Source organism: Saccharopolyspora galaxeae (assembly GCF_016526145.1).
Taxonomy (GTDB): Bacteria; Actinomycetota; Actinomycetes; order Mycobacteriales; family Pseudonocardiaceae; genus Saccharopolyspora_C; species Saccharopolyspora_C galaxeae.
The window spans coordinates 320,450-341,971 of sequence record NZ_JADDUE010000005.1; the positions used below are offsets into that span (position 1 = coordinate 320,450).

General features: G+C 70.3%; 18 protein-coding genes. 7 read left to right on the forward strand and 11 right to left on the reverse strand.

Annotated elements, in window-relative coordinates; genetic code table 11:
* Window positions 1-34 precede the first annotated feature (34 nt).
* From INP57_RS14255 to INP57_RS30345, 3 genes are read left to right on the forward strand one after another with little or no spacing between them, the layout of a single operon-like run.
* Window positions 35-1,348 carry an MFS transporter gene (locus tag INP57_RS14255; protein ID WP_307850074.1) on the forward strand — a complete coding sequence of 438 codons (1,314 nt, stop codon included), beginning with the start codon at window positions 35-37 and terminating at the stop codon, window positions 1,346-1,348.
* Window positions 1,345-2,439: an acyl-CoA dehydrogenase family protein gene (locus INP57_RS14260; RefSeq protein WP_200070673.1), complete on the forward strand. Its 1,095-nt coding sequence runs from the start codon at window positions 1,345-1,347 to the stop codon at window positions 2,437-2,439. Before INP57_RS14255 ends, INP57_RS14260 begins: the two co-directional genes overlap by 4 nt.
* Window positions 2,436-3,416, forward strand: a complete 981-nt coding sequence (locus tag INP57_RS30345; RefSeq protein ID WP_200070674.1) for an acyl-CoA dehydrogenase family protein — start codon at window positions 2,436-2,438, stop codon at window positions 3,414-3,416. Before INP57_RS14260 ends, INP57_RS30345 begins: the two co-directional genes overlap by 4 nt.
* 48 nt (window positions 3,417-3,464) lie before the next feature.
* Here INP57_RS30345 and INP57_RS14270 read toward each other — a convergent pair whose 3' ends face one another.
* The 7 genes from INP57_RS14270 to INP57_RS14300 form a co-directional block, all read right to left on the reverse strand.
* The gene (locus INP57_RS14270) at window positions 3,465-4,514 is read right to left on the reverse strand and encodes an MOSC domain-containing protein (RefSeq protein WP_307850075.1); all 1,050 of its coding nucleotides are present in this window, start codon (window positions 4,512-4,514) and stop codon (window positions 3,465-3,467) included.
* A 75-nt stretch (window positions 4,515-4,589) separates the two neighbouring features.
* Complete coding sequence (locus INP57_RS14275) at window positions 4,590-6,239, reverse strand: class I adenylate-forming enzyme family protein (protein ID WP_200070675.1); 1,650 nt, start codon at window positions 6,237-6,239, stop codon at window positions 4,590-4,592.
* 119 nt (window positions 6,240-6,358) lie between these two features.
* Window positions 6,359-7,255: a crotonase/enoyl-CoA hydratase family protein gene (locus INP57_RS14280; RefSeq protein ID WP_200070676.1), complete on the reverse strand. Its 897-nt coding sequence runs from the start codon at window positions 7,253-7,255 to the stop codon at window positions 6,359-6,361.
* On the reverse strand, window positions 7,252-8,316 hold the full coding sequence (locus INP57_RS14285; protein WP_200070677.1) for an acyl-CoA dehydrogenase family protein: 1,065 nt from the start codon (window positions 8,314-8,316) through the stop codon (window positions 7,252-7,254). The genes INP57_RS14280 and INP57_RS14285 overlap by 4 nt, the downstream gene beginning before the upstream one ends.
* A 42-nt stretch (window positions 8,317-8,358) precedes the next feature.
* A complete protein-coding gene (locus INP57_RS14290) occupies window positions 8,359-9,576 on the reverse strand; it encodes an acyl-CoA dehydrogenase family protein (protein ID WP_200070678.1) in 1,218 nt (405 codons plus the stop codon).
* A gap of 32 nt (window positions 9,577-9,608) precedes the next feature.
* Window positions 9,609-10,754, reverse strand: coding sequence for a thiolase family protein (locus INP57_RS14295; RefSeq protein ID WP_200070679.1), 1,146 nt, complete (start codon window positions 10,752-10,754; stop codon window positions 9,609-9,611).
* Complete coding sequence (locus INP57_RS14300) at window positions 10,739-12,325, reverse strand: acyl-CoA synthetase (RefSeq protein ID WP_200070680.1); 1,587 nt, start codon at window positions 12,323-12,325, stop codon at window positions 10,739-10,741. The genes INP57_RS14295 and INP57_RS14300 overlap by 16 nt, the downstream gene beginning before the upstream one ends.
* A 128-nt stretch (window positions 12,326-12,453) precedes the next feature.
* Between INP57_RS14300 and INP57_RS14305 the strand changes: the two genes are divergently transcribed.
* A complete protein-coding gene (locus tag INP57_RS14305; RefSeq protein WP_200070681.1) occupies window positions 12,454-13,140 on the forward strand; it encodes a TetR/AcrR family transcriptional regulator in 687 nt (228 codons plus the stop codon).
* Window positions 13,141-13,202: 62 nt separating this feature from the next.
* On the opposite strand, the gene INP57_RS14310 is transcribed toward INP57_RS14305, so the two are convergent.
* Entirely contained in the window at window positions 13,203-13,967 is a 765-nt protein-coding gene (locus tag INP57_RS14310; protein WP_200070682.1) for a 3-hydroxyacyl-CoA dehydrogenase, read from the reverse strand.
* A 384-nt stretch (window positions 13,968-14,351) separates the two neighbouring features.
* Between INP57_RS14310 and INP57_RS14315 the strand changes: the two genes are divergently transcribed.
* Complete coding sequence (locus tag INP57_RS14315) at window positions 14,352-15,947, forward strand: long-chain-fatty-acid--CoA ligase (protein WP_200070683.1); 1,596 nt, start codon at window positions 14,352-14,354, stop codon at window positions 15,945-15,947.
* 123 nt (window positions 15,948-16,070) lie between these two features.
* On the opposite strand, the gene INP57_RS30350 is transcribed toward INP57_RS14315, so the two are convergent.
* The 3 genes from INP57_RS30350 to INP57_RS14330 all read right to left on the reverse strand — a co-directional run bounded on the left by INP57_RS30350 (window position 16,071) and on the right by INP57_RS14330 (window position 18,830).
* Window positions 16,071-16,928, reverse strand: coding sequence for a PaaI family thioesterase (locus tag INP57_RS30350; RefSeq protein ID WP_307850076.1), 858 nt, complete (start codon window positions 16,926-16,928; stop codon window positions 16,071-16,073).
* Window positions 16,925-17,689, reverse strand: a complete 765-nt coding sequence (locus INP57_RS14325; protein WP_307850077.1) for a crotonase/enoyl-CoA hydratase family protein — start codon at window positions 17,687-17,689, stop codon at window positions 16,925-16,927. The genes INP57_RS30350 and INP57_RS14325 overlap by 4 nt, the downstream gene beginning before the upstream one ends.
* Window positions 17,690-17,777: 88 nt before the next feature.
* Window positions 17,778-18,830 (reverse strand): MBL fold metallo-hydrolase, encoded by a 1,053-nt coding sequence (locus INP57_RS14330; RefSeq protein ID WP_307850078.1) that lies wholly within the window; start codon window positions 18,828-18,830, stop codon window positions 17,778-17,780.
* Window positions 18,831-18,968: 138 nt separating this feature from the next.
* On the opposite strand from INP57_RS14330, the gene INP57_RS14335 reads away from it, so the two are divergent.
* Window positions 18,969-19,502 (forward strand): DUF1697 domain-containing protein, encoded by a 534-nt coding sequence (locus INP57_RS14335; protein ID WP_200070685.1) that lies wholly within the window; start codon window positions 18,969-18,971, stop codon window positions 19,500-19,502.
* 139 nt (window positions 19,503-19,641) lie between these two features.
* A complete protein-coding gene (gene dnaK / locus INP57_RS14340) occupies window positions 19,642-21,519 on the forward strand; it encodes a molecular chaperone DnaK (protein WP_200070686.1) in 1,878 nt (625 codons plus the stop codon).
* Window positions 21,520-21,522: the final 3 nt, after the last annotated feature.

Consider the following 21,522-nt stretch of genomic DNA (forward strand, 5'->3'; position numbering starts at 1 on the left):
GACGGCGCGGTCGCAACAGCGGGGCGGATCGTACGTGCGGGCCGTCATCGGCGGTTCGATCGGCAACCTCGTGGAGTGGTACGACTGGTTCGTCTACGCCAGCTTCGCGCTGTACTTCGCGGAAAGGTTCTTCCCCGAAGGCAGTCCCACGGCGCAGTTGATGAACACCGCGGCGGTGTTCGCGGTCGGCTTCCTCGCCCGGCCGCTGGGCGGCTGGCTGCTCGGCCGGGTCGCCGACCGGCGGGGCCGGAAGTTCGGGCTCACGCTGTCGGTCACGATGATGTCGGTCAGCGCGCTGTTGATCGCGGTGGCTCCGACCCACGACCAGGCCGGCTACCTCGGCGCGGCGATCCTGCTGGTCGCCCGGATCATGCAGGGACTCAGCGTCGGCGGGGAGTACGCGGCCAGCGCTTCCTACCTGACCGAGACTTCCCAGCGCGGGCACCGCGGACTCGGGTCCAGCTTCCAGTACGTCTCGGTGACGTTGGGGCAACTGTTCGGGCTGGCCGTGCTCATGGTGCTGCAGAGCCTGCTGACTCCGCAGCAGCTTTCCGCTTGGGGTTGGCGGATTCCCTTCGTCATCGGCGCCATCGCCGCGGTGGTGGTGTTCTACCTGCGGCGCCGGCTGCCGGAAACCGCGGCGTACCAGGAGGAAACGGCGAACGACTCCGGACGGCGCGGCACGCTGGCCGAAGTCTGGCGCAACAGGCGCGCGGCGCTGCTGGTGTTCGCCCTGACCATCGGCGGCAGCGTCGCCTTCTACACCTACACCACGTATCTAACGAAATACCTGGTGAACTCGGCCGGTTTGAGCAAGGGCACCGCCACCTCGGTGATGTTCCTGGCGCTGTGCGTGTTCGCCGTGCTGCTGCCAGTTGGTGGGGCGCTGTCGGACCGCATCGGACGCCGCCCGGTGCTCATGTTCTTCGGCGTGGGAACGACATTGGGCACCTACCCGATCATGACCGCGATCCAGCGCTGGCCCTCGTTCGGTGCGGCGCTCGCGCTCGCGGTGCTGGCGCTGACCATCGTTTGCGGCTATTCGTCGGTCAACGCCTGCGTGAAAGCGGAGTTGTTCCCCACTTCGGTCCGCACGGTCGGTGTCGCCGTGCCGTACTCGCTGGCGCAGGCGATCTTCGGCGGCACCGCGGAATACATCGCGCTGGCGTTCCGCAATGCCGGGCACGAGCACTACTTCTTCTTCTACGTCTCCGGTTGCGCGTTGTTCTCGCTGATCGTCTACCTCGCCATGCCGGAGACCCGCGCGGTCGCCCTCAGTCGCTCCGAGCGGGACGCGGTCGCCGAAGCGGGCCGCGAACCCGGTGCGGGAAAGGAAACGGTGTCATGACCGAGCTCGCCGAACTGCGCCGCGAAGTGCGCGAGGTGTGCCGCCGGTGGCGTGCCGACGGGCGCTACCGGCCGCGCCCGGACGCCTGGCTGCGCTCCTACGATCCCGCGTTCAGCAAGGAATTGGCCGAGCACGGCTGGATCGGCATGACCTGGCCGGAACGCGTCGGCGGCGGCGAGCGGTCCAATATGGACCGGCTGGTGGTGACCGAGGAACTGCTGCGCGCGGGCGCGCCGGTAGCCGCGCACTGGATCGGCGATCGGCAGATCGGACCGTCGATCCTGCGGCACGGAACGGCAGAGCTCCAAGACGAGATCCTGCCGGGGATCGCTTCCGGCGAGCACGTGCTGTGCCTGGGCATGAGCGAGCCGGAGGCGGGCTCTGACCTGGCTGCCGTGCGCACCACCGCGCAACGCGTCGACGGCGGTTTCCGGGTCAACGGCAGGAAGATCTGGACCAGCCACGCGCATCACGCCACGCACTCCTACCTGTTAGCGCGCACCGACAAGACCGAGAAGAAGCACGAGGGGCTCACCGAGTTCGTCGTGGACATGACCGCCGACGGCGTGAGCGTGACGCCGATCGTCGACATGGCCGGTTCGCACCACTTCAACGAGGTGGTCTTCGATGACGTGTTCGTGCCCGCGCGCAGGGTGATCGGCGTGGAGGGCAACGGCTGGCGGCAGGTGACCGAGCAGCTCGCCTACGAACGCGGCGGACCGGAGCGGGTGTTGTCGACGTACCCGGTGCTGGAGCAGCTGCTTTCCGGCGGCGTGGACCAGGATGACGGACTGCTCGCCGAACTCGGCGAGCTGGTGTCGCGGTTGGCCACGCTGCGCAGCCTGTGCGCACAGATCGCCGGCGCGCTCGACGCGGGCGAGGCGCCGATGCGCGCGGCAGCGACGTTGAAGTACCTCGGCACCGACTTCGAGCGCGAAGTGCTGGAATTCGCCCGCAGGGCAACGGGTTCCGGCGTGGTGCCACCGGACAGCCCGCTCGGTGAGGCGATCATGGCCGCGCCCGGTTTCAGCATCCGCGGTGGCTCCTCCGAGGTTCTGCTGTCCATTCTCGCCAAGCAGGAGGCGCAGTGAACAACCCGTTGATCGCCGAGGTCGCCGCGGACGTTCTCGGGTCCGCTTCCCCGGAACCGGCCGACGAAGCGCTTCCCGCGCTCTGGTCCACAGTGGTCGAACTGGACTGGCCCCTCGTCTCCATCGACGAGGATTCCGGCGGAGCGGGCGGAACTTTGGACGATCTGCTCACGCTGATCTCCGCGGTCGCCGAGAGCGGCATTTCGCTTCCGCTGGCCGAGGCCGCAGTCGCCCGCTGGGCACTCGTCGACAGCGGGCACGACCCGGCGGGCCTGGTCGTGCCCGCGTCCGCCGATGCCGAAGGCGCGCTGCACGATGTCCCGTGGGCCCGGCACGCGCAGCACTTGGTGGTGTGGCGGGAACAAAGCGCACCATTGCTCGTCGACCTGGCGGAGTCCCGGATCGAACGCAGCACGAACCTGGCCGGTGAACCGCGCGACACGGTCGTCCTTCCCGAGTCCGGTGGAGTCGCATTGCCGCAGGCGCCTTCCCGGCCGGAAATGCTGGCCAGAGCCGCACTGCTGAACGCGGCCGGAATCGTCGGCGCGGCACGCGGGGCGCACGAGATCACCCGCGCGCACGTCACGCAGCGCCACCAGTTCGGACGTCCGTTGATCGCGGTGAAATCGGTGGCCAGCGCGCTCGCCACGATGCGGACGGATCTGGTCTCGGCGGAAGCCGCGCTCGGCCGCGCCCGCGAGGCGCACGAACGCGACGATGCCGAGACGTTGCTGGCCGGTACCGCCACCGCCAAGATCCGTGCCGCACGCGCGGCGACCTCCATCGCACGCAACGCCCACCAGCTGCACGGCGCGATGGGCGTGACGCAGGAGCACTCATTGCACCACGTGACCCGGAAGCTGTGGGCGTGGCGTGACGAGCACGGCAGCGAACGCAGCTGGGCCATCTGGCTCGGGCGGGAAGCCCGCGCGCTCGGCGAAGATGCACTGTGGACGGATCTGACCGCCGGAGTGTGAGCCGCCTGCGAACCCAGCTCGCGGGGTCCTTCGACCGAGCGGCCGGGATCACACCTCCGATGGGCCTCGTGCTGCGACCGTCACCGGGTCACCGATCGCGAGCGTCCCGGTGCTGGTGACTGCGAACTTGGTGCCGAACGCGATACCACCGCAGGCGGCCCGCCGGTAGGTGGCCAGCGTCGCAAGCGGCTCCGGTCCGGACTTGGCGCCGAGAGCCTGGTCGACTGTGGTGACGACGCACCGGATCGCCGGTTTGGCATATCCGAGCTCGGCCCGGCCGATCCGGATCCGGCGCAGCGTGTCCTCCGCGTGCGGCCCGTCCCCGCCGGTGATGACGATGTTGGGGCGGAAACGGCTCATCGGCAGCGCCGGGGAATCCTTGGCGCGCAGTGTGCGGTTGAGTCCTTGCAAGGACGCCTCCGACAGGAGGTGTATCGGGCAGCTGTCGGCGTAGCCGGATGTGCCGGGGGTGTGCCCGTCGGTGATGCGATGGTGTTCGGGCGGCACACGCACCAATCTGCTCGCCGTTCCCAGCGCCTGCGACAGCCGCTGCGCCACCTCGTCGCCCTGGTCGATGCCCCGGTACGAGGCGCCGAACAGGTTCACATCCCCGCGTGGGCCGGTGTTGTCGACGTCGATGTCGATCGAGGCGGATTCCGGGAAGTGCAGGACGAGCCGGGTGCCGTCGGCGCTGATCTCCGGCTGGATCAGCGCCAGCTGCGGATGCGCGCGCTGCGTGCGGCAACGGCCTCGGTCATCGGTGACCATGAAGCTGCGGTCCTGGCGGAGTCCTGCTCTGGTCAGCACGGCTTCGGTCAGCACGACCGGGGCGCATCCCTTGAGCGGGTAGCAGTACAGCGCCGCCACCCGAAACGCCGGGTCATGGCGCTCGTGCCGGCTCGCGGTGGAGGAATCGGCAACGGAGGATTCGGAAAGCACAGGAGGCTCCTTCGTGTGAAGCGCCCTTCCTGATCTCGCTTTCGTCCGGTTCCCGGTTGAGCGTGGCGGACATGATCCGTTGCAGCGCTTCTCAACCCGGCGACACGTCATCGTGCCGGGCAAAGCATACGCGCTGCAGGACGTTTGCGGGCCGATCACCGGTGAGCGCGACTCCGTCGACGAACCATTGCGCCCCGTTTCGTGCGGTGTGCCGTGGCGATCGAAGCACCGGTCTCAGCCGAGTTCCTCGCGGAGGTCGCGTTTGAGCACTTTGCCGGTGGCGGTGCGGGGAAGCAGCTCGGTGCGGAACACGATGTGGTCCGGAATCTTGAACGATGCCAGGCGTTCGCGCACGTGCGCGCGCAGGTCCTCGGCGTCGGCGGACGCGCCGTCGTGCAGCCGCACCACGGCGGCGACCCGTTCGCCGAGCGCGGCGTCCGGCAGGCCGAGCACGGCGGCGTCGGCCACGTCCGGATGCTCGAACAGCGCCGCTTCCACTTCGGCGCAGTAGACGTTCTCGCCGCCGCGGATCACGACGTCCTTCATCCGGTCCACCACGTAAACCCAGCCGTCGTCGACCCGGCCCAGGTCTCCGGTGCGGAACCAGCCGTCGCCGAACGCCTCCGCGGTCGCGCCGGGGTTGTTCCAGTAGCCGCGCACGATCTGCGGGCCGCGGAACCACAATTCCCCGACCTCACCGGCACCGAGATCGTCTCCGGTCGCGGGATCTACGATGCGCAATTGCGAGCCCGGAACCGGGCGACCGACGCTGTCGGGGTGCCCGACGTACTCGTCGCCGGAGTTGCTCACCACCGCCGAGGTGGTTTCGGTGAGGCCGTAACCGTTGGCCGGAGCCACGTTCGCCGCGAGCGTCCGGTGCACCCGCCCGACCAGATCCGGCGGGATCGGCGCACCACCCATGCTCGCACCGTCCAACGTGGACAATTCGCCGGGTTCGGAATCCACCAGGTCCCGCAACACCGTGGGAACCCCTGCGATCGAGTTCAGCTGCTCATCGCGCACCAAGCGCGCGGCTTCCGCCGCGTCCCAGCGGTACATCGTGACGGTCTTCGCGCCTGCCAGCGTCGCGAAGCACAGCCCGGAAAGCCCGGCGATGTGGAAGATCGGGAACGTCAGCAGCACCCCTGGTCGGGCCGCTTGCTCCTGCTCGCCGGTCAGCGCGGCTCCGATCCGCCGGCCCAGCACCATGTTCCAGATGTTGGTGCAGTGGTTGCGGTGGCTGCCGACCGCTCCTTTCGGTTTCCCGGTCGTGCCGGAGGTGTAGAGGATCGTCGCGTCGTCGTCCGGATGCACCGCCACATCCGGAAGTTCCGCACTCGGATCCAGCTCCGCGATCAGTGACTCCCAAGTGCGCACGCCCTCCGGCGGAGCACCACCGCGCACCTGCACGACGCTGCGGTCGCCGAAGTCAGGGGCTAACGCGGCGACTCGTTCCTCGTCGGCGAACAGGATCCGGGCGCCCGAATCCTCCAGCCCGTAGCGCAGTTCCGGCTCGGTCCACCAGGCGTTCAGCGGCACCGCGATCAGCCCGGCGGCTTGGGTGGCCCAGAAGATCGGTGCCCACTCGGGATAGTTGCGCATCGCCACCGCGACACGATCTCCCGGAGCCAGGCCGAGTTCTCCCAGCAGCCGGTGCGCGAGCCCCGCGGCGAGGCGGAAGTGCTCGTCGAACGTACGCCGATCCCCGCCGTACACGGTGAATTCCGCATCGCCGTGCATCCGCGAAGCCAGCAGCACGTCCCGGAGCGTCTGCGGGCCGGTGCGGAAGACCCGCATCGGGACACCGCGGACCTCGCGGTCTTCGAGCGCGAACTCCCCGTCAGGGGCGGTGAACTCGGCCAGCAGGCGGTCCCGATCTGCCACGTCCCGGCTCCTCTCGCAAGGTTCGCGCTGCGCGCCTCAGTCTGCGCCCATCACCGGCCGGTTGACCACCCCGCGGGGCGACGGCTCGCAGCCGCGCGAACCTCCGCCCGCCGGACCGCTCATTCCGGACTTCCCGGCCACGGCGGGATGAACGACGGGTAGTCGGTGCTCACTTTGCCGGGGAACCGGGCCGGTCGCTTCTCCAGGAACGAAGCCACACCTTCGGCGGCGTCCGGGCTCTTGCCGAGGTCGTAGATCGCGCGCGAGTCCAGCTTGTGCGCCTCCATCGGGCTGTCCGCGCCCAACATGCTCCACAACATCTGCCGCGACGCCGCGACCGAGATGGCGGAGGTGTTCTCCACGATCTCCTGCGCGATTCCCCTTGCGGTGCTGAGCAATTCGGCGTCCTCGACGACCCGCGAGACGAGCCCGCCTTGCTTCGCCTCGGCCGCGTCGAAGATCCGGCCGGTGGAGACCCACTCCATCGCCTGCGAGATCCCGACCAACCGCGGCAGGAACCAGGTCGAACCGGCTTCGGGAACGAGACCGCGGCGGGCGAACACGAACCCGAACCGCGCCGAGGTGGCCGCGATGCGGATGTCGGTTGGCAGCAGCATCGTCGAGCCGACGCCGACCGCGGCGCCGTTGACCGCGGCGATCACCGGCTTCTTGGAGGCGGCGAACCGGAGCGCGCAGGTTCCGCCGCCGTCGCGGGGAACGCCGTCGATCGTGTCGATGTCCGGGATGTCCTTGCGCGACCCCGTTTCGTAGTTGAACGTGTCCGCGCCTTCGCTGAGGTCGGCGCCCGCGCAGAACCCGCGGCCCGCGCCCGTGAGCAGCACGACCCGCACGTCGTCGTCGGCATCGGTGCGGTCGAACGCGTCGATCAGTTCCCGGCGCATCCGATCCGTGAACGCGTTGAGCCGGTCCGGGCGGTTGAGCGTGATCGTGGCGATCCGCTCGTCCACCTGGTACGTGATCTGCTGGTATTCCAACGGAATTCCTTCCCGCCTCATGCCCCCATCAGGTCGGCCAGCCGCAGCCGCCGGGCGCGGTCCGATCCGAACAGGACCTCGGATGTCTTGGCGCGCTTGTAGAACAGGTGCGCGTCGTGCTCCCACGTATATCCGATCCCGCCGTGCAGCACGACCCCGTTGGCGGCCGCGTCGAAAGCGGCGGGCGAGCAATAGACCTGTGCCAGCGCGGCGGCCATCGGTAGTTCGGCGGGGTCGTGGTCAGCGGCCCACGCCGCGTACCGGACCAGGGACACCGCCTGCTCCTTCGCGCTGTACATGTCCGCGCAGGCGTGCTTGACGGCCTGGTACGAGCCGATGAGCCGCCCGAATTGCACCCGGGATTTCGCGTACTCCACGGTCATGTCCAGCACGCTGCGCATCCCGCCGACCTGCTCCGCCGCCAGCGCGACCGCCGCCAGATCGTCCGCCTGCGACTTGACCGCAGAAGAGTCCTTCGTGGACAGCGCACGGGCCGGAGCGCCCTGCAGGTCCAGCCGCGCCATCCGCCGAGTGGGATCGAGCGTGCGCAACGTCGTGCGCTGCACTCCGGAATCCGCGGTGCGGACCAAGAACCAGCCGGAATCGGCGCGCACCAGCACGATGTCGGCCACATCGCCGGACAGCACGGGGGTCAGACGCCCGTCGAGCACCCATCCGCCGTCGCGGGATACCGCCCGCGCACCTTCCGCGACGGTTCCGATGAGTTCGCCGGAAGCCAGTTGCGGCAACAATTCCCGTTGCGCCTGCTGGTCATCGAGCGCGTCGAGCACGTCGACCGCGAGCACCGCCGAAGCCAGGAACGGCGACGGCAGCAGCGTTCTGCCCAGTTCTTCGGACACGATGGACCGCTCCACGTGCCCGGCTCCCGCACCGCCGTGCTCGTCGGCGACGACCAGGCCGAGCACCCCCAGATCGCGCCCCATCCGCCGCCACAGGTCCCGGTCGAATCCCGCACCGGTCTCCATCGCCGCACGCACCTGCGCGGAACCGGCGTGGTCGGCGAGGAACTTCCCGACCCCGTCCCGCAGGTCGCGCTGCTGGCTGTCGAGCGTCAGTTCCACGGCCACCCTCCTAGGCGGTGTGTTGAAAGTGGTCCGATGTGGTCAGGAAGTCTCGCGCTGGGTTCCGACGCGGAGTTCGCGGAACGGCACGTCCTTGTCCACCTGCGGTTCCTTCGGCAACCCGAGCAGCCGGTCACCGATGATGTTGCGCTGCACCTGGTTGGTGCCGCCCGCGATGCTGGAGGCGGGCACCGAGTTGATCGCGGTGCTCAGCTCCTCGGCCGCCGCGTCCTCCGGATCCCAGGCCACTGCGTCGGTTCCGGCGATCTCCCCGGCCGCGTGCAGCGCATCCCACAGCAGGGTCGCGCCAGCGAGCTTGGCCACCGAGCCGCGCGCACCCGGCGGTGCGCCTGCCGCCGCCTCCTGGCTCAGCCGCGTGTTGAACAGCGCCAGCGCCCGTTCCTTCGCGTGCAGCGCGGCGAGCCCGGCGCGGACCGACGGGTCCGCGGAAATCCCCTTCGCCCGGGCGATTCCGGCGAGGTTCGCCGAGCCGAGCGGTTCGTCCCGGCGGCGGACCGAGCCGCCCAGCGACACCCGCTCGTGCCCGAGCATCGTCACCGCAGCGGCCCAGCCCTGGCCCACCTCTCCCAGCACCGCATCGGCGGGCAACCGGACCTCGTCGAAGTAGACCTCGTTGAACGGGGCACCGCCGGTCATGTCCCGCAACGGCCGCACCGCAACACCGGCGGCGTGCATGTCGATGACGAACATGGTCAGCCCGGCGTGCTTCGGCACGTCCGGATCGGTCCTCGCCAGCACCGCGCCGAAATCCGCGTGCTGCGCCCCGGAAGTCCACACCTTCTGCCCGCTGATGACCCATTCGCCGCCGTCGCGCACCGCTCTGGTCTGCAGGCTCGCCACGTCCGACCCGGCGCCGGGTTCGGAGAACAGCTGGCACCAGATCTCCTCGCCGCGCAGCAACGGGCGGACGTAGCGGTTCTTCTGCACCTCGGTGCCCAGGTCCAGCAGCGTCGGCCCGCACATGCCCATGCCGATCACGAACGGCCCGGTGGGCAGCTCGTACCCGGCAGTCTGCTCGCGGAAAGCCCGCTCCTGCGCGGCCGTTCCGCCCTGCCCGCCGTACTCCGCGGGCCAGGTGATGCCCGCCAAGCCCGCGTCGTGCAGCGCGGCCTGGAACCGCTTGGCCACCGGGATCAGCTCGTCCGGAGCGAGTTCGGGCCATCCCGCGGGAACTTCGCCTCGCAGGAAGTCCTCGGCACGCCGCCGGATTTCCGCATCGTCCGATTCGGACACCGCCATCTGCGCCACCTCTCCGAACTCCGTTCGACGCCCTACAACCGCTCCAGGATGGTCGCGTTGGCTTGTCCGCCGCCTTCGCACATGGTCTGCAACCCGTATTCGACTCCGGCGTCCCGCATGTGGTGCACCAGCGTGGTCATGATCCGCGCCCCGCTGGCACCGAGCGGGTGGCCGAGCGCGATCGCTCCGCCCAGCGGGTTGAGCGTCTTCCAGTCGGCGCCGATCTCGGCCTGCCACGCCAGCGGAACGGGCGCGAACGCCTCGTTGACCTCGTAGACCCCGATCCGGTCGACCGGCAATCCGCTGCGCCGCAAGGCTTTCTTCGTCGCCGGGATCGGCGCGGTGAGCATGATGACCGGATCGTCGCCCGCCAGCGTCGCGGTGTGCACCCGCGCCAGCGGCCGCAAACCGAGTTCGGCGGCCTTCTCGCTGGTGGTCATCAGCAGCGCGGCGGAACCGTCGCTGATCTGCGAGCTGTTGCCCGCGGTGATCACACCGTGCTCGTCGAACGCGTTCTTCAGCCCGGCGAGCTTGTCCACAGTGCCACCGCGGCGCACGCCCTCGTCCGCACCGACGACGGTGCCGTCCGGCAGCGTGATCGGCACGAGCTGCTCGTCGAACGCGCCGGAATCCTGCGCTGCGGCGGCCTTTTCGTGCGAGGCGATGCTGAACTCGTCGACCTGGGTGCGGCTCAGGCCCCACCGCCGCGCGATCATCTCGGCACCGACGCCCTGGTTCGGGCGCACCCCGTCGAGCCGCGCGGTGAGCTGTTCGCCCAACGGGTCCGCGCCCTGGGTGGTGCTGCCCATCGGCACCCGGCTCATCGATTCGACACCGCCCGCCACGACCACGTCGTAGTGCCCCGCGACGAGCCCGGCCGCGGCGAAGTGCACCGACTGCTGCGAAGAACCGCACTGGCGGTCCACCGTCACGCCGGTCACCGAGTTCGGCCAACCGGCCGCGAGCACCGCGTTGCGGCCGATGTCCAAGGTCTGCTCACCGGCCTGGCCGACGCAGCCCCACACCACGTCCTCGATCTCGGCCGGGTCGACCCCGCTGCGCTCGGCCACGGCGCCGAGCACCCGCGCCGAGAGGTCCACCGGGTGCACGCCCGAAAGCGCCCCGTTGCGCTTGCCCACCGGGGTTCGCACTGCTTCCACGATCACCGCGTCTCGCACGGTTCCTCCTCGGTTCGAAATGCGGCGCTGGAGACGGTTTCGGCCGCATAGCGGGATTTCAGGGTGCCTTTGACGAGCTTGCCGGTCGGTGTCCGCGGCAGCGCGTCCAGGAAGTCCACGCTGCGCGGGACCTTGTAGTTCGCGATGCGCGAGCGCACGTGCTCCAGCAGTTCCCGCTCCAGTTCCGGGCCGGGTTCGGCGTCTGCGGCGGGCTGCACGACCGCCTTCACCGACTCGCCCATCTCCGGGTCCGGCACGCCGATCACCGCCACGTCGGCGATCTTCGGGTGCAGCGCCAGCAGGTCCTCGATCTCCTGCGGGTAGATGTTCACCCCACCGGAGATGATCATGAAGGCTTTCCGGTCGGTGAGGAACAGGTAACCGTCCTCGTCCACGTAGCCCACATCGCCGACCGTCGCCCAGTTCTGGTGTCGCGGATGCCGCGCCGCGCGGGTCTTGGCCGGGTCGCCGAGGTACTGGAACGGCTGCTCGTCGCGTTCGAAGTAGACGGTGCCGACCTCGCCCGCGGGCAGCTCGGCTCCCTCGTCGTCGCAGATCCGCACGGTGCCGAGCCCGCCGACGCCGACCGAACCGGGTTTCTGCAGCCAGTTGTGCGAGTCGATGAAGGTCATGCCGATGCCCTCGGTCGAGGAGTAGTACTCGTAGAGCACCGGCCCCCACCACTCGATCATCTTCTGCTTGACCTCCACCGGGCACGGCGCCGCCGCGTGGATCGCGACCCGCTGGCTGGAGAGGTCGTGGCGCGCCCGCACCTCGGGCGGCAGTTTGAGCATCCGGACGAACATCGTCGGAACCCATTGGCTGTGCGTGACGCCGTAGCGCTCGATCGCGCGCAGCGCCTGCTCCGGTTCGAAGCGCTCCATCATCACCACGGTTCCGCCGAGCGCCTGCGTGGAGACGGAGTACCGCAGCGGCGCGGCGTGGTAGATCGGCGCGGGCGAGAGATACGTGGTGTCCGGGCCGAATCCGTAGAGCGCGGCCATCGCGTCGGCGAGGATGTCGCCCGGCTCGTGCACCTGGCGGTCCGGCAGGTCCGGCCGGATTCCCTTGGGGCGCCCGGTCGTTCCGGACGAGTAGAGCATGTCCGCGCCGCGCGGCTGGTCCTGCGGCGGCTCCGGCGAAGCGCCGGCCAGCGCGGTGTCGTAATCGCCGTAGCCGGCGACCTCGCCACCGAAGGCGAGCCGCAGCTCGGCCCCGGGAACCTGCTCGGCGACCTCGGTCGCGATCTCGGCCAGCGCCGCCGACACGATCAGCGCGGACGCGCCGGAATCGTTGACGATGTAGGAGATCTCGTCCGCGGTCAGGTGGTTGTTCACCGCCGTGATGTAGAGACCCGAACGCACCGCGGCCCAGTAGACCTCGAACGCGGGCAGCGCGTTGTCGGTCAGCAGCGCCACCACGTCACCGCGCTGCAGCCCGGATTCCCGCAGCACGTGCGCCAGCCGGATCGAGCGCTCCTCCAGCTCGCCGTAGCTCAGCCGAGCACCCGAACCGGCCATGATCACCGCAGGTCGCTGCGGATCGGTCGCGGCATGGGCACCTGGAAACATGCGGCTCCTCCTCGAACCCGGCGAAAATCCACCCGCAGGCGCTTCGAGAGTCGCACCGCCGCACACGAGCGGTCAATGCCGACTGTTCGCGGACGCGGAACCGGCCGGCGGCCGGGTAGGGTGTGCGAGTGGTCCAGTCCGAGACGACGCGCACCGATGGCGCGGGAGAATCCGCGGCGAAGGCCGACGGCGCGGCACCGCGCACCCGCCGGGAACGCAGCGCCGACAGCCGCGCGCTGATCCTCGACGCCGCCGTGGACTGCCTGATCGAGCACGGCTACGCCGGGGCTTCCACGCTGGTGATCCAAGCCAAGGCGGGGGTCTCGCGCGGGCGGCTGCTGCACCACTTCCCGTCCCGGGACGGGCTGCTGGTCGCGGCCGCGCAGCACCTGGCCAACACCCGGCTCGCGCAGACGCGGGAACGCGCCGAGAGCAAGCTCGCCGCCGAGCCGGAAGGGCCCGCGCGGGTAGAGCGCTGCATCGAACTGCTCTGGGAAACCTTCCAGGAACCGCACTTCTGGGCCGCGATCGAGCTGTGGACGGCCGCGCGCACCAACTCCGCGCTGGCCGCGGCGCTGCGCCCGGAGGAACGCGGGCTGCGCGCGGCGATCCGCGAAGTCACCGACGGCATCTGGGGTCCGGTGGTGTGCGCGCACCCGAATTACGAGCAGCTGCGGGGATTGCTGTTCACCAGCATGCGAGGCGCGGCGATGCCCTACGCCTTCGAGGACCGGCCGCCCGCCACGGATCCGCACCTGGCGCTGTGGAAGTCCATCGCGCACCGGCTGCTGGCCGACCCGGACCTTTCAGACTGATCCGCGTGGCGGAATGAGCCGTCCACCGCGGGAGATTTCCCCGCGGTGGACGGAGAACGACCTCAGCGCGGTGCCATCCGGATGGCACCGTCGAGGCGGATCACCTCGCCGTTGAGCATCGGGTTGGCCACGATGTGCGCGGCTAGCGTGCCGAACTCGTCCGGTTCGCCCAGCCGCGAAGGGTGCGGCACCTGCTCCCCCAGGGACTTCTTGACCTCTTCGGACGCCCCGGCCAACAGCGGGGTGTTGAACAGCCCCGGCGCGATGGTGACCACTCGGATCTGGTGCTCGGCGAGGTCGCGGGCGATCGGCAGCGTCATGCCCACGACGCCGCCCTTGGACGCGGAGTAGGCGGCCTGGCCGACCTGCCCGTCGTAGGCCGCTGCCGACGCGGTGTTGACGATGACGCCGCGTTCCTCCCCGACCGGCTCGTGCGCGAGCATCCGCTCGGCGCCCAGCCGCAGCACGTTGAACGTGCCGACCAGGTTGATGTTGATGATCTTGTGGAACTCGGCCAGCGGGAACGCGCCGCGCTTGCGGCTGACCACCCGCAGCGCGTTGCCGGTGCCCGCGCAGTTGATCACGGCGCGGATCGGGCCGAGCGAGTCGGCCACGTCCAGCGCGGCGGCGACCTGGTCCTCGTCGGTGACGTCGGCGGCGACGAACCGGGCCGTGGCACCGAGTTCGCCCGCGACCTGCTCGCCGTCGGAGCTCGGCAGGTCCAGCAGCACGACGTGACCGCCCGCTTCGGTCAGCCGCCGGGCGGTGGCCAGGCCGAGCCCGGACGCACCTCCGGTGATCACAGCGACGCCGCCTGCGATGTCCATGCGTTCCTCCGCTCCCGGGACGCCTTCGTCCCGCGCAGTCAGTGATGACCGGTTTCTACGGCACCGCCGAACGCACCCGCAAGACCAGTCTCACCGCCGTGCCGACGCGCGCGGCCGTCACCCGATCCCGCCGGACCGGCGGCGGAGCGAACGGACTGTCGGACCAATCTAGTGCGACGAAAGTTCCGTTCACTCGGAAAAACTCGCGTCGGAGGAGTGGCATGCGGGCGTGACGGCCGGTGGAGCCGGAGCGAGTGAGCGGACCGCCGGACCGGCCGGGTTCGCGAGCGCGTCGTTCCCTCCGTTTCGGGAAGCGGGCGCCACGCGGACGCCCGGTTCCTCGTTGTTCATGCGTCCCCGCCACTTCGACGCCGAGGATCGCCGATGCACACACCGGAACCGGCCCTCACCGGCCGCGGCATGACCAGCAGCGACCAGATCGCCCGGCACGCGCGCAAGATCCCCGAGGCGGTCGCGCTGCGCTCCGGCGAACGCGGACTCACCTACCGGCAGCTGGACGAGCGGTTGAGCAGGCTGGCCGATGCGCTCATCGAGCGCGGCGCGCGCCCCGGCGACCGGGTGGCCGTGCTCGGGCTCAACGACATCGAAGTAGTCGAGTCCTACCTCGCCTGCGGGCGGCTCGGCGCGATCTGCGTGCCGATCAACTTCCGGCTGGTCGCCGACGAGATCGCCTACGCGCTCTCGGACAGCGGCTCCGTGGCCGCGATCGTGGACGCCGCGCTGGCCCCGGCCATGGGCAAAGCCCGGGAGAAGGTTCCTGAAGTCGCCACCTGCCTGGTCATCGGCGACGACGTCACCGAAGCCGGGCCGGGCGCGCAGCGCTACGAGCAAGCCCTGGCGGAGGCGGCCGCGACGGCGCCGGACATCTCGGTCGACGAGCACTCCCCCGCGTTCATCATGTACACCTCCGGCACCACCGGGCGGCCGAAGGGCGCGGTGCTGAGCCACTACAACCTGATGTTGCACGCCTTCAGCATGATGGCCCACCTCGGCACCCCGGCGGGCGAGCGCGTGGGCATGTCCGGGGCGCCGCTGTTCCACATCGCCGGGGTCTCCACGATCCTGCCGAACATCCTGCTGGGCGGGAAAACGGTGCTCAGCCGCTCCGGACGGTTCGACCCCGCGGAGATCGTGGACACCTTGGAGCGGGAACGGGTCTCGGACTGCTTCTTCGTGCCCGCGCAGTGGCAGGCGATCTGCGCGGTGCCGGGCATCGCCGAACGCGATCTGTCCGCGCTGCACCGGATCTCCTGGGGCGCCGCGCCCGCGGCGACCTCGCTGCTGCGCACGATGATCGAGACGTTCCCGCAGGCAGAGGTGACGACCTCGTTCGGGCAGACCGAGTGCAGCCCGGTCACCACGTTGCTGCGCGGCGAGGACGCGCTGCGCAAGATCGGTTCGGTGGGCACCCCGATGCTCAACGTCGAAGTGCGCGTGGTCGACGACGACATGAACGACGTGCCGCGCGGCGAAGTCGGCGAGATCGTCTACCGCGGCCCGACGGTGATGCGGGAGTACTGGAACAAACCGGCCGAGACCGCCGAGGTGTTCCGCGGCGGCTGGTTCCACTCCGGCGATCTGGTGCGCGAGGACGAGGACGGCTACTACTACGTGGTCGACCGGAAGAAGGACATGATCATCTCGGGCGGGGAGAACATCTACTGCGCCGAAGTGGAGGACGCGCTGTCGGGCCACCCGAAGGTCGCCGACGTGGCGCTGATCGGCGTGGCCGACGAGCGGTGGGGCGAAACCCCGCTGGCGGTGCTCGTCCCGAGCGATCCGGCGGATCCGCCGACCGCGGCGGATGTCGAGTCGTACTGCCGCGAGCACCTCGCGGGGTACAAGCGGCCGCGGCACGTCTCGGTCGTGCCGGAACTGCCGCGCAACCCCAGCGGCAAGGTGCTCAAGACGCAGCTGCGCTCGGACCGGGAGGGCGGGAAGCTGCCGGACTCGGACTGAATTCCGCGCGGTGCAAGCGAATTCGCCGCCCCGTGCGAGGCGCGGGGCGGCGAATCGTCGCGGTGCAGGGCGAGGGATCGCCCCTGGAACATCGGCGGCTGTCCCGCCGGACGGCTCCCCGGCCTAATCCGGCGGCGGGTTGTCGCCGAAGATGCGGCGAGCTTGCTCGGCGGTCGGCGTCACGAACACGCCGAACGCCTCCACCAGCACGGTGTCCGGGTCGTCCTCGGTGGTGATGGTGGCCGCCGGACTCGTGCGCCGTCCGCTGACCGCGTCGTCGTCGACCCATGCCCGCAGCACCAGCGGTGTCTGCAACGGCACCGGTTTCCGGTAGCGCAGTTGCAGCTTCACCGTCATGCCGGGCCGTCCCGCGGCGGCGTTGGCGTGCCCGAGGATCTGGTCGATCAGCATCGCGCTGACCCCGCCGTGGGTGTAGCTGTGCGGTCCCTCGTAGGCCAGCCCGAGCGTGCAGGTGCCGATCGCGACGCCGTCTTCGACCCGCACCCGCATCGGCGGGGCGATCGGGTTGCCCGTCCCGACCGTCGGGTTGTACATCCGCCGCCCCGGCTTGGCCTGATCCACCGTCGGCGCGACGTGCCGGGTGCGGGTGGCCGCGGTCAGCGGTGCCACCAGCTCCCGAGCTTGATCGGCGACCTTGCGCATGGTGGCCGGGTCGGTCTCGGTGCTGACGCCGGCCTCGACGAGTTCGCGCAGCGCGGCGCCGAGTTCGCGGGCCGCGTCGGCGCGCTCCCGGTCGTGGTCCGGGACGGTGCCCTCCGGCTCCACCTCGGCGTCGGACTGGCGGTAGCGGGCGCCGCCGAGCATCGGCTCCTCGGCGCCCGGGTTCTGCGTGGCGTCGTTCTGCGCTGCGTTCCGGTCCGCTGCGTCACCCTGAACTGCGTCGGCCCGGACCGGGTCGCCCTGAACCGGATCGCCCTGAACCGGATCGCTCTGCGCCGCCTCGCCGTGCACCGGGCTCACTCGCCGCGCCAGACCGGGGCGCGCTTCTCGGCGAACGCGCGGGCGCCTTCCTGGGCGTCGGCGGAGTTGAACACCGGGCCCACGATCTCCGCCTGCTCGCGGAAGGCATCGGCATCGGTCCAGCGCAGCGCGCCGGACACGATCTCCTTGGTGGCCCGCACCGCCAGCGGCCCGTTGGCCGCCACGCGCCCGGCGAGTTCCTTGGCCGCTTCCAGCGCACCACCGGGCTCGGTGAGGCTGTTGATCAGCCCGTGCGCGTGCGCCTTCTCCGCGGTGAGCGGGTCGCCGGTCAGCGCCACCTCCATCGCCAGCTGGTACGGCAGCGCCTTCGGCAGCCGCAGCAGCCCGCCCGCGGCCGCCACCAGCCCGCGCTTGACCTCGGGCAGCCCGAACTTCGCCTCCCGCGAGGCCACGATCAAATCGGCCGACAGCGCCAGCTCGCAGCCGCCCGCCAGCGCCCAGCCCTCGACCGCGGCGATCAGCGGCTTCTGCGGCGGGCGCTCGGTGACGCCGCCGAAGCCGCGCCCCGGGATGGAGGGCCGCTCGCCGCGGGCGAAGCCCTTCAGGTCCATGCCCGCGCAGAACGTGCCGCCCGCGCCGGTGAGGATCGCGATGGTGAGGTCCTTGCGGGCCTCGAATTCGTCGACGGCCGCGGCGAGCCCCTCGGCGACGCTCTTGTCGACCGCGTTCTTCGCCTCCGGCCGGTCGATGGTGATCACGGCGATGCCGTCGCCGAAATCGGTGCGGACGCTCTCAGTCACGCGCGTGTCCCTCCGTTGCCGCCGCGTCGTCGGCGCGGCACCTGATGCACCACCCCGCTGCGAGTGGTACCCGTTCGCGAAAAAACGGTCAAGTTCGACCGTTCGCGGCGAACCATCGGGTGATCTTCTCATCCGAGGCCCGCAGCCGCCCGTGCGTTTCCAGCAGCACCAGGTGCGCCAGCGACTCGCGCAGCGCGTGCCGCTTGAGGAACTGCGAAAGCGTCTCGAACGGCCGCGACCAGTGCAGCCGGGTCGTCACGTCCCAGCCGGTGCTGCCCGGGTTCGCGGCCACCGCGCGTTCGACCTCCGCGAGCCGCTCGCCGTGGTGCTCCAGCAGCGAAGCGACCCGCGCGTCCAGGCCGCGGAAGCGGTATTCGTGCGCGGGCAGCACCTCGTCGGCGTCGATCTCGCCGACCGCGCGCAGCGAGTCCAGGTAGCGCCCCAGCGGATCGCCGAGCTGGCCCGGGTACAGCGAGATGTTCGGGCTGATCCGCGGCAGCACGTGATCACCGGACAGCAGCAGCCCGTGCTCGCGCTCGTGGAAGCACAGGTGCCCGGGCGTGTGCCCCGGCGTCCACACCGCGCGCAGGTCCCAGCCGGGCAGCTCGATGCGGTCGTGATCGGCGATGAGCACTTCCGCGCCGTCTTCGAGCAGGTGGGCGCGGGACAGGCCGTGCGGTTCACCGACCACGTCCCGGGGCGCGCCCGCGTCGGTCAGCTGCGCCGCTGCGCGGCGGGTGATCGAGTCGGTGAGCGCATCGTCCGGGCGCACCTGCGCGGCGTCGGCCTCGTGCATCCCGATCCAGGCTCCGGATGCCTCCCGCACCCGCCCGGCCAGCCCGAAGTGGTCCGGGTGCATGTGCGTGACCAGCACCGCCCGCACGTCCGCGGGTTCGTAACCGGCGGTGCGCAGCCCGGCGACCAGGGCCAGCCAGGAGTCCTCGGCGTCCCACCCGGCGTCGACCAGCGCGACGCCGTCGGGCAGCTCGAAGGCGTAGATGAGCGTGTAGCGCAGCGGGTTGTCCGGGATCGGCACCGGGATCGACCAGAGGCCGTCGCGGACCTTCTCCACCGGCGGCAGCACGCCGTCCTGCCACGCCTGGCGCTGCCGCGTCCCGGTCACTTGCACCGCGCTGTCCACGACCGGCCTCCTCGCTGCATCGCGGGTTCCTCCGCCGGACTTTAAGAGAGCGTTGTCGGGGGCGGGAGGCATGCTGCCCGCGACGATCATCACTGCGCGTTCCGGAGCGAGCCGGCCGCGGACGGCGAGGGGGTTTCCGTGCGGCAGCGTCAGATCGCCCTGCTGCGGGGCGTCAACCTGGGCAAACACAACCGCGTGCCGATGGCCGAGCTGCGCGGGGAAATGGCCGCGCTGGGGTTCGGCGAGGTCGCCACGCACCTGCAGAGCGGCAATGTTGTGTTCTCCGCCACGATCTCCGCGGATGCGGCCGAACAGGTCATCGCGGAGGGCATCGCGAACCGGTTCGGCATCGAGGTCCCGGTGCTGGTGCGCACCCGCGACGAAATGGCCGCGCTGATCACCGCCGATCCACTGGCCGGTATCGCGACCGACCCGGCCAAATACCTCGTCACGTTCCTGTCCGCGAAACCCGATCCGGACCGGTTCGCCGCGCTGGAGCCGCCGGAACCGGAACTCGTGCGGTTCGGCGAGCGCGAGCTGTTCGTGTGGTGCCCGGACGGGGTGCGCAACACGCGCGTTTCGCAATCCTGGCTGGAGCGGCGGCTCGGGGTTACCGCGACCTCCCGCAACTGGAGCACGGTCGAGCGCCTGCTGGCCATCGCTGAGGGTTAACCCGCAACCGTTTTCCCCACCGTGCCAGGACGTTCTGCCCTATCCGGCACCCGCGCGGGGCGCCGAGGCTGGGACGCGGAGCCACCAGCGGGCGCCGAGCAGCGGTGCTGCCCGCAGCCGATCCGGAGGGGGGCCGCAGATGGGCCGAGCGGTGGGCATCGATCTGGGCACGACGAACTCGGTCGTCGCCGTGCTCGAAGGCGGCGACGCGACGGTGATCGCGAACTCGGAGGGCTCGCGCACGACCCCGTCGGTGGTGGCCTTCGCCCGCAGCGGCGAGCTGCTGACCGGGCAGCCCGCGAAGAACCAGGCGGTGACCAACGTCGACCGCACCATCCGGTCGGTCAAGCGGCACATGGGCACCGACTGGAAGACCACGATCGACGACAAGGCCTACACCGCGCAGGAGATCAGCGCCCGGGTGCTGATGAAGCTCAAGCGCGACGCCGAGAACTACCTCGGCGAAGAGGTCACCGACGCCGTCGTGACCGTGCCGGCCTACTTCGACGACGCGCAGCGCCAGACCACCAAGGAAGCCGGGCAGATCGCCGGGCTCGAAGTGCTGCGCATCATCAACGAGCCGACCGCGGCCGCGCTCGCCTACGGCCTGGACAAGGGCGAGAAGGAGCAGACCATCCTGGTCTTCGACCTCGGTGGCGGCACCTTCGACGTGTCGCTGCTCGACGTCGGCGAAGGACTCGTCGAGGTGAAGGCGACGTCCGGGGACACCCACCTCGGCGGGGACGACTGGGACGAGCGGATCGTCGACTGGCTGGTCGAGAAGTTCAAGAGCTCGAACGGCATCGACCTGACCAAGGACAAGATGGCCCTGCAGCGGATCAAGGAAGCCGCGGAGAAGGCCAAGATCGAGCTGTCCAGCTCCTCCACCACCTCGATCAACCTGCCCTACATCACCGTGGACGCGGACAAGAATCCGCTGTTCCTGGACGAGACGCTGTCCCGCGCCGAGTTCCAGCGGATCACCTCCGACCTGCTCGAGCGCACCCGCACACCGTTCAACGCCGCCGTGCGCGACGCCGGGATCTCGGTGCAGGACATCGATCACGTGGTGCTGGTCGGCGGGGCGACGCGGATGCCCGCGGTCGGCGAGCTGATCCGGGAACTCACCGGCGGCAAGGAACCGCACAAGGGCGTCAACCCGGACGAGGTCGTGGCCGTCGGTGCCGCGCTGCAGGCCGGTGTGCTGCGCGGCGACGTCAAGGACGTGCTGCTGCTGGACGTGACCCCGCTGTCCCTGGGCATCGAGACCAAGGGCGGGATCATGACCAAGCTCATCGAGCGCAACACCACGATCCCGACCAAGCGCTCGGAGACCTTCACCACCGCCGACGACAACCAGCCCTCGGTGCAGATCCAGGTCTTCCAAGGGGAACGGGAGATCGCCGCGCACAACAACAAGCTCGGCAGCTTCGACCTGACCGGGCTGCCGCCCGCGCCGCGCGGCGTGCCGCAGATCGAGGTCTCGTTCGACATCGACGCCAACGGGATCGTGCACGTGGGCGCCAAGGACCACGGCACCGGCAAGGAACAGTCCATCCAGATCACCGGCGGTTCCGCGCTGCCGAAGGAGGACATCGACCAGATGGTCTCGGACGCCGAGGCGCACGCCGAGGAGGACCGGCAGCGCCGCGAGGAGGCCGAGACCCGCAACCAGGCGGAAACCCTGGTGTACCAGACGGAAAAGGTGCTCAGCGACAACGACGAGAAGCTGCCCGCCGACGTCAAGGACCGCGTGCGCGGCGCGATCGGCGAGACCAACGAGACGCTGCGCGGGCAGGACGTGGCGGCGATCCGCACGGCGTTGGACAAGCTCTCCGCCGAGTCGCAGTCGCTCGGGCAGGCGCTGTATTCGGATTCCGGTGGTTCGGAAGCAGGCGGCTCCGGGGGCGGTGGTTCGGGGTCCGCCGGTTCGGGGCCCTCGGGCGGTTCGGCCTCCTCCGACGATGACGTGGTGGATGCCGAGATCATCGACGACAACACCGGCCGGAAGGAGTGAGCC

What these genes read in the sequence shown, in the direction of transcription:
- INP57_RS14310 (WP_200070682.1), bottom strand. Translation starts at nt 13,967, where the DNA reads ATGGACATCGCAGGCGGCGTCGCTGTGATCACCGGAGGTGCGTCCGGG.
- INP57_RS14260 (WP_200070673.1), top strand. Translation starts at nt 1,345, where the DNA reads ATGACCGAGCTCGCCGAACTGCGCCGCGAAGTGCGCGAGGTGTGCCGC.
- INP57_RS14280 (WP_200070676.1), bottom strand. Translation starts at nt 7,255, where the DNA reads ATGAGGCGGGAAGGAATTCCGTTGGAATACCAGCAGATCACGTACCAG.
- dnaK (WP_200070686.1), top strand. Translation starts at nt 19,642, where the DNA reads ATGGGCCGAGCGGTGGGCATCGATCTGGGCACGACGAACTCGGTCGTC.
- INP57_RS14300 (WP_200070680.1), bottom strand. Translation starts at nt 12,325, where the DNA reads ATGTTTCCAGGTGCCCATGCCGCGACCGATCCGCAGCGACCTGCGGTG.
- INP57_RS14290 (WP_200070678.1), bottom strand. Translation starts at nt 9,576, where the DNA reads ATGGCGGTGTCCGAATCGGACGATGCGGAAATCCGGCGGCGTGCCGAG.
- INP57_RS14315 (WP_200070683.1), top strand. Translation starts at nt 14,352, where the DNA reads ATGCACACACCGGAACCGGCCCTCACCGGCCGCGGCATGACCAGCAGC.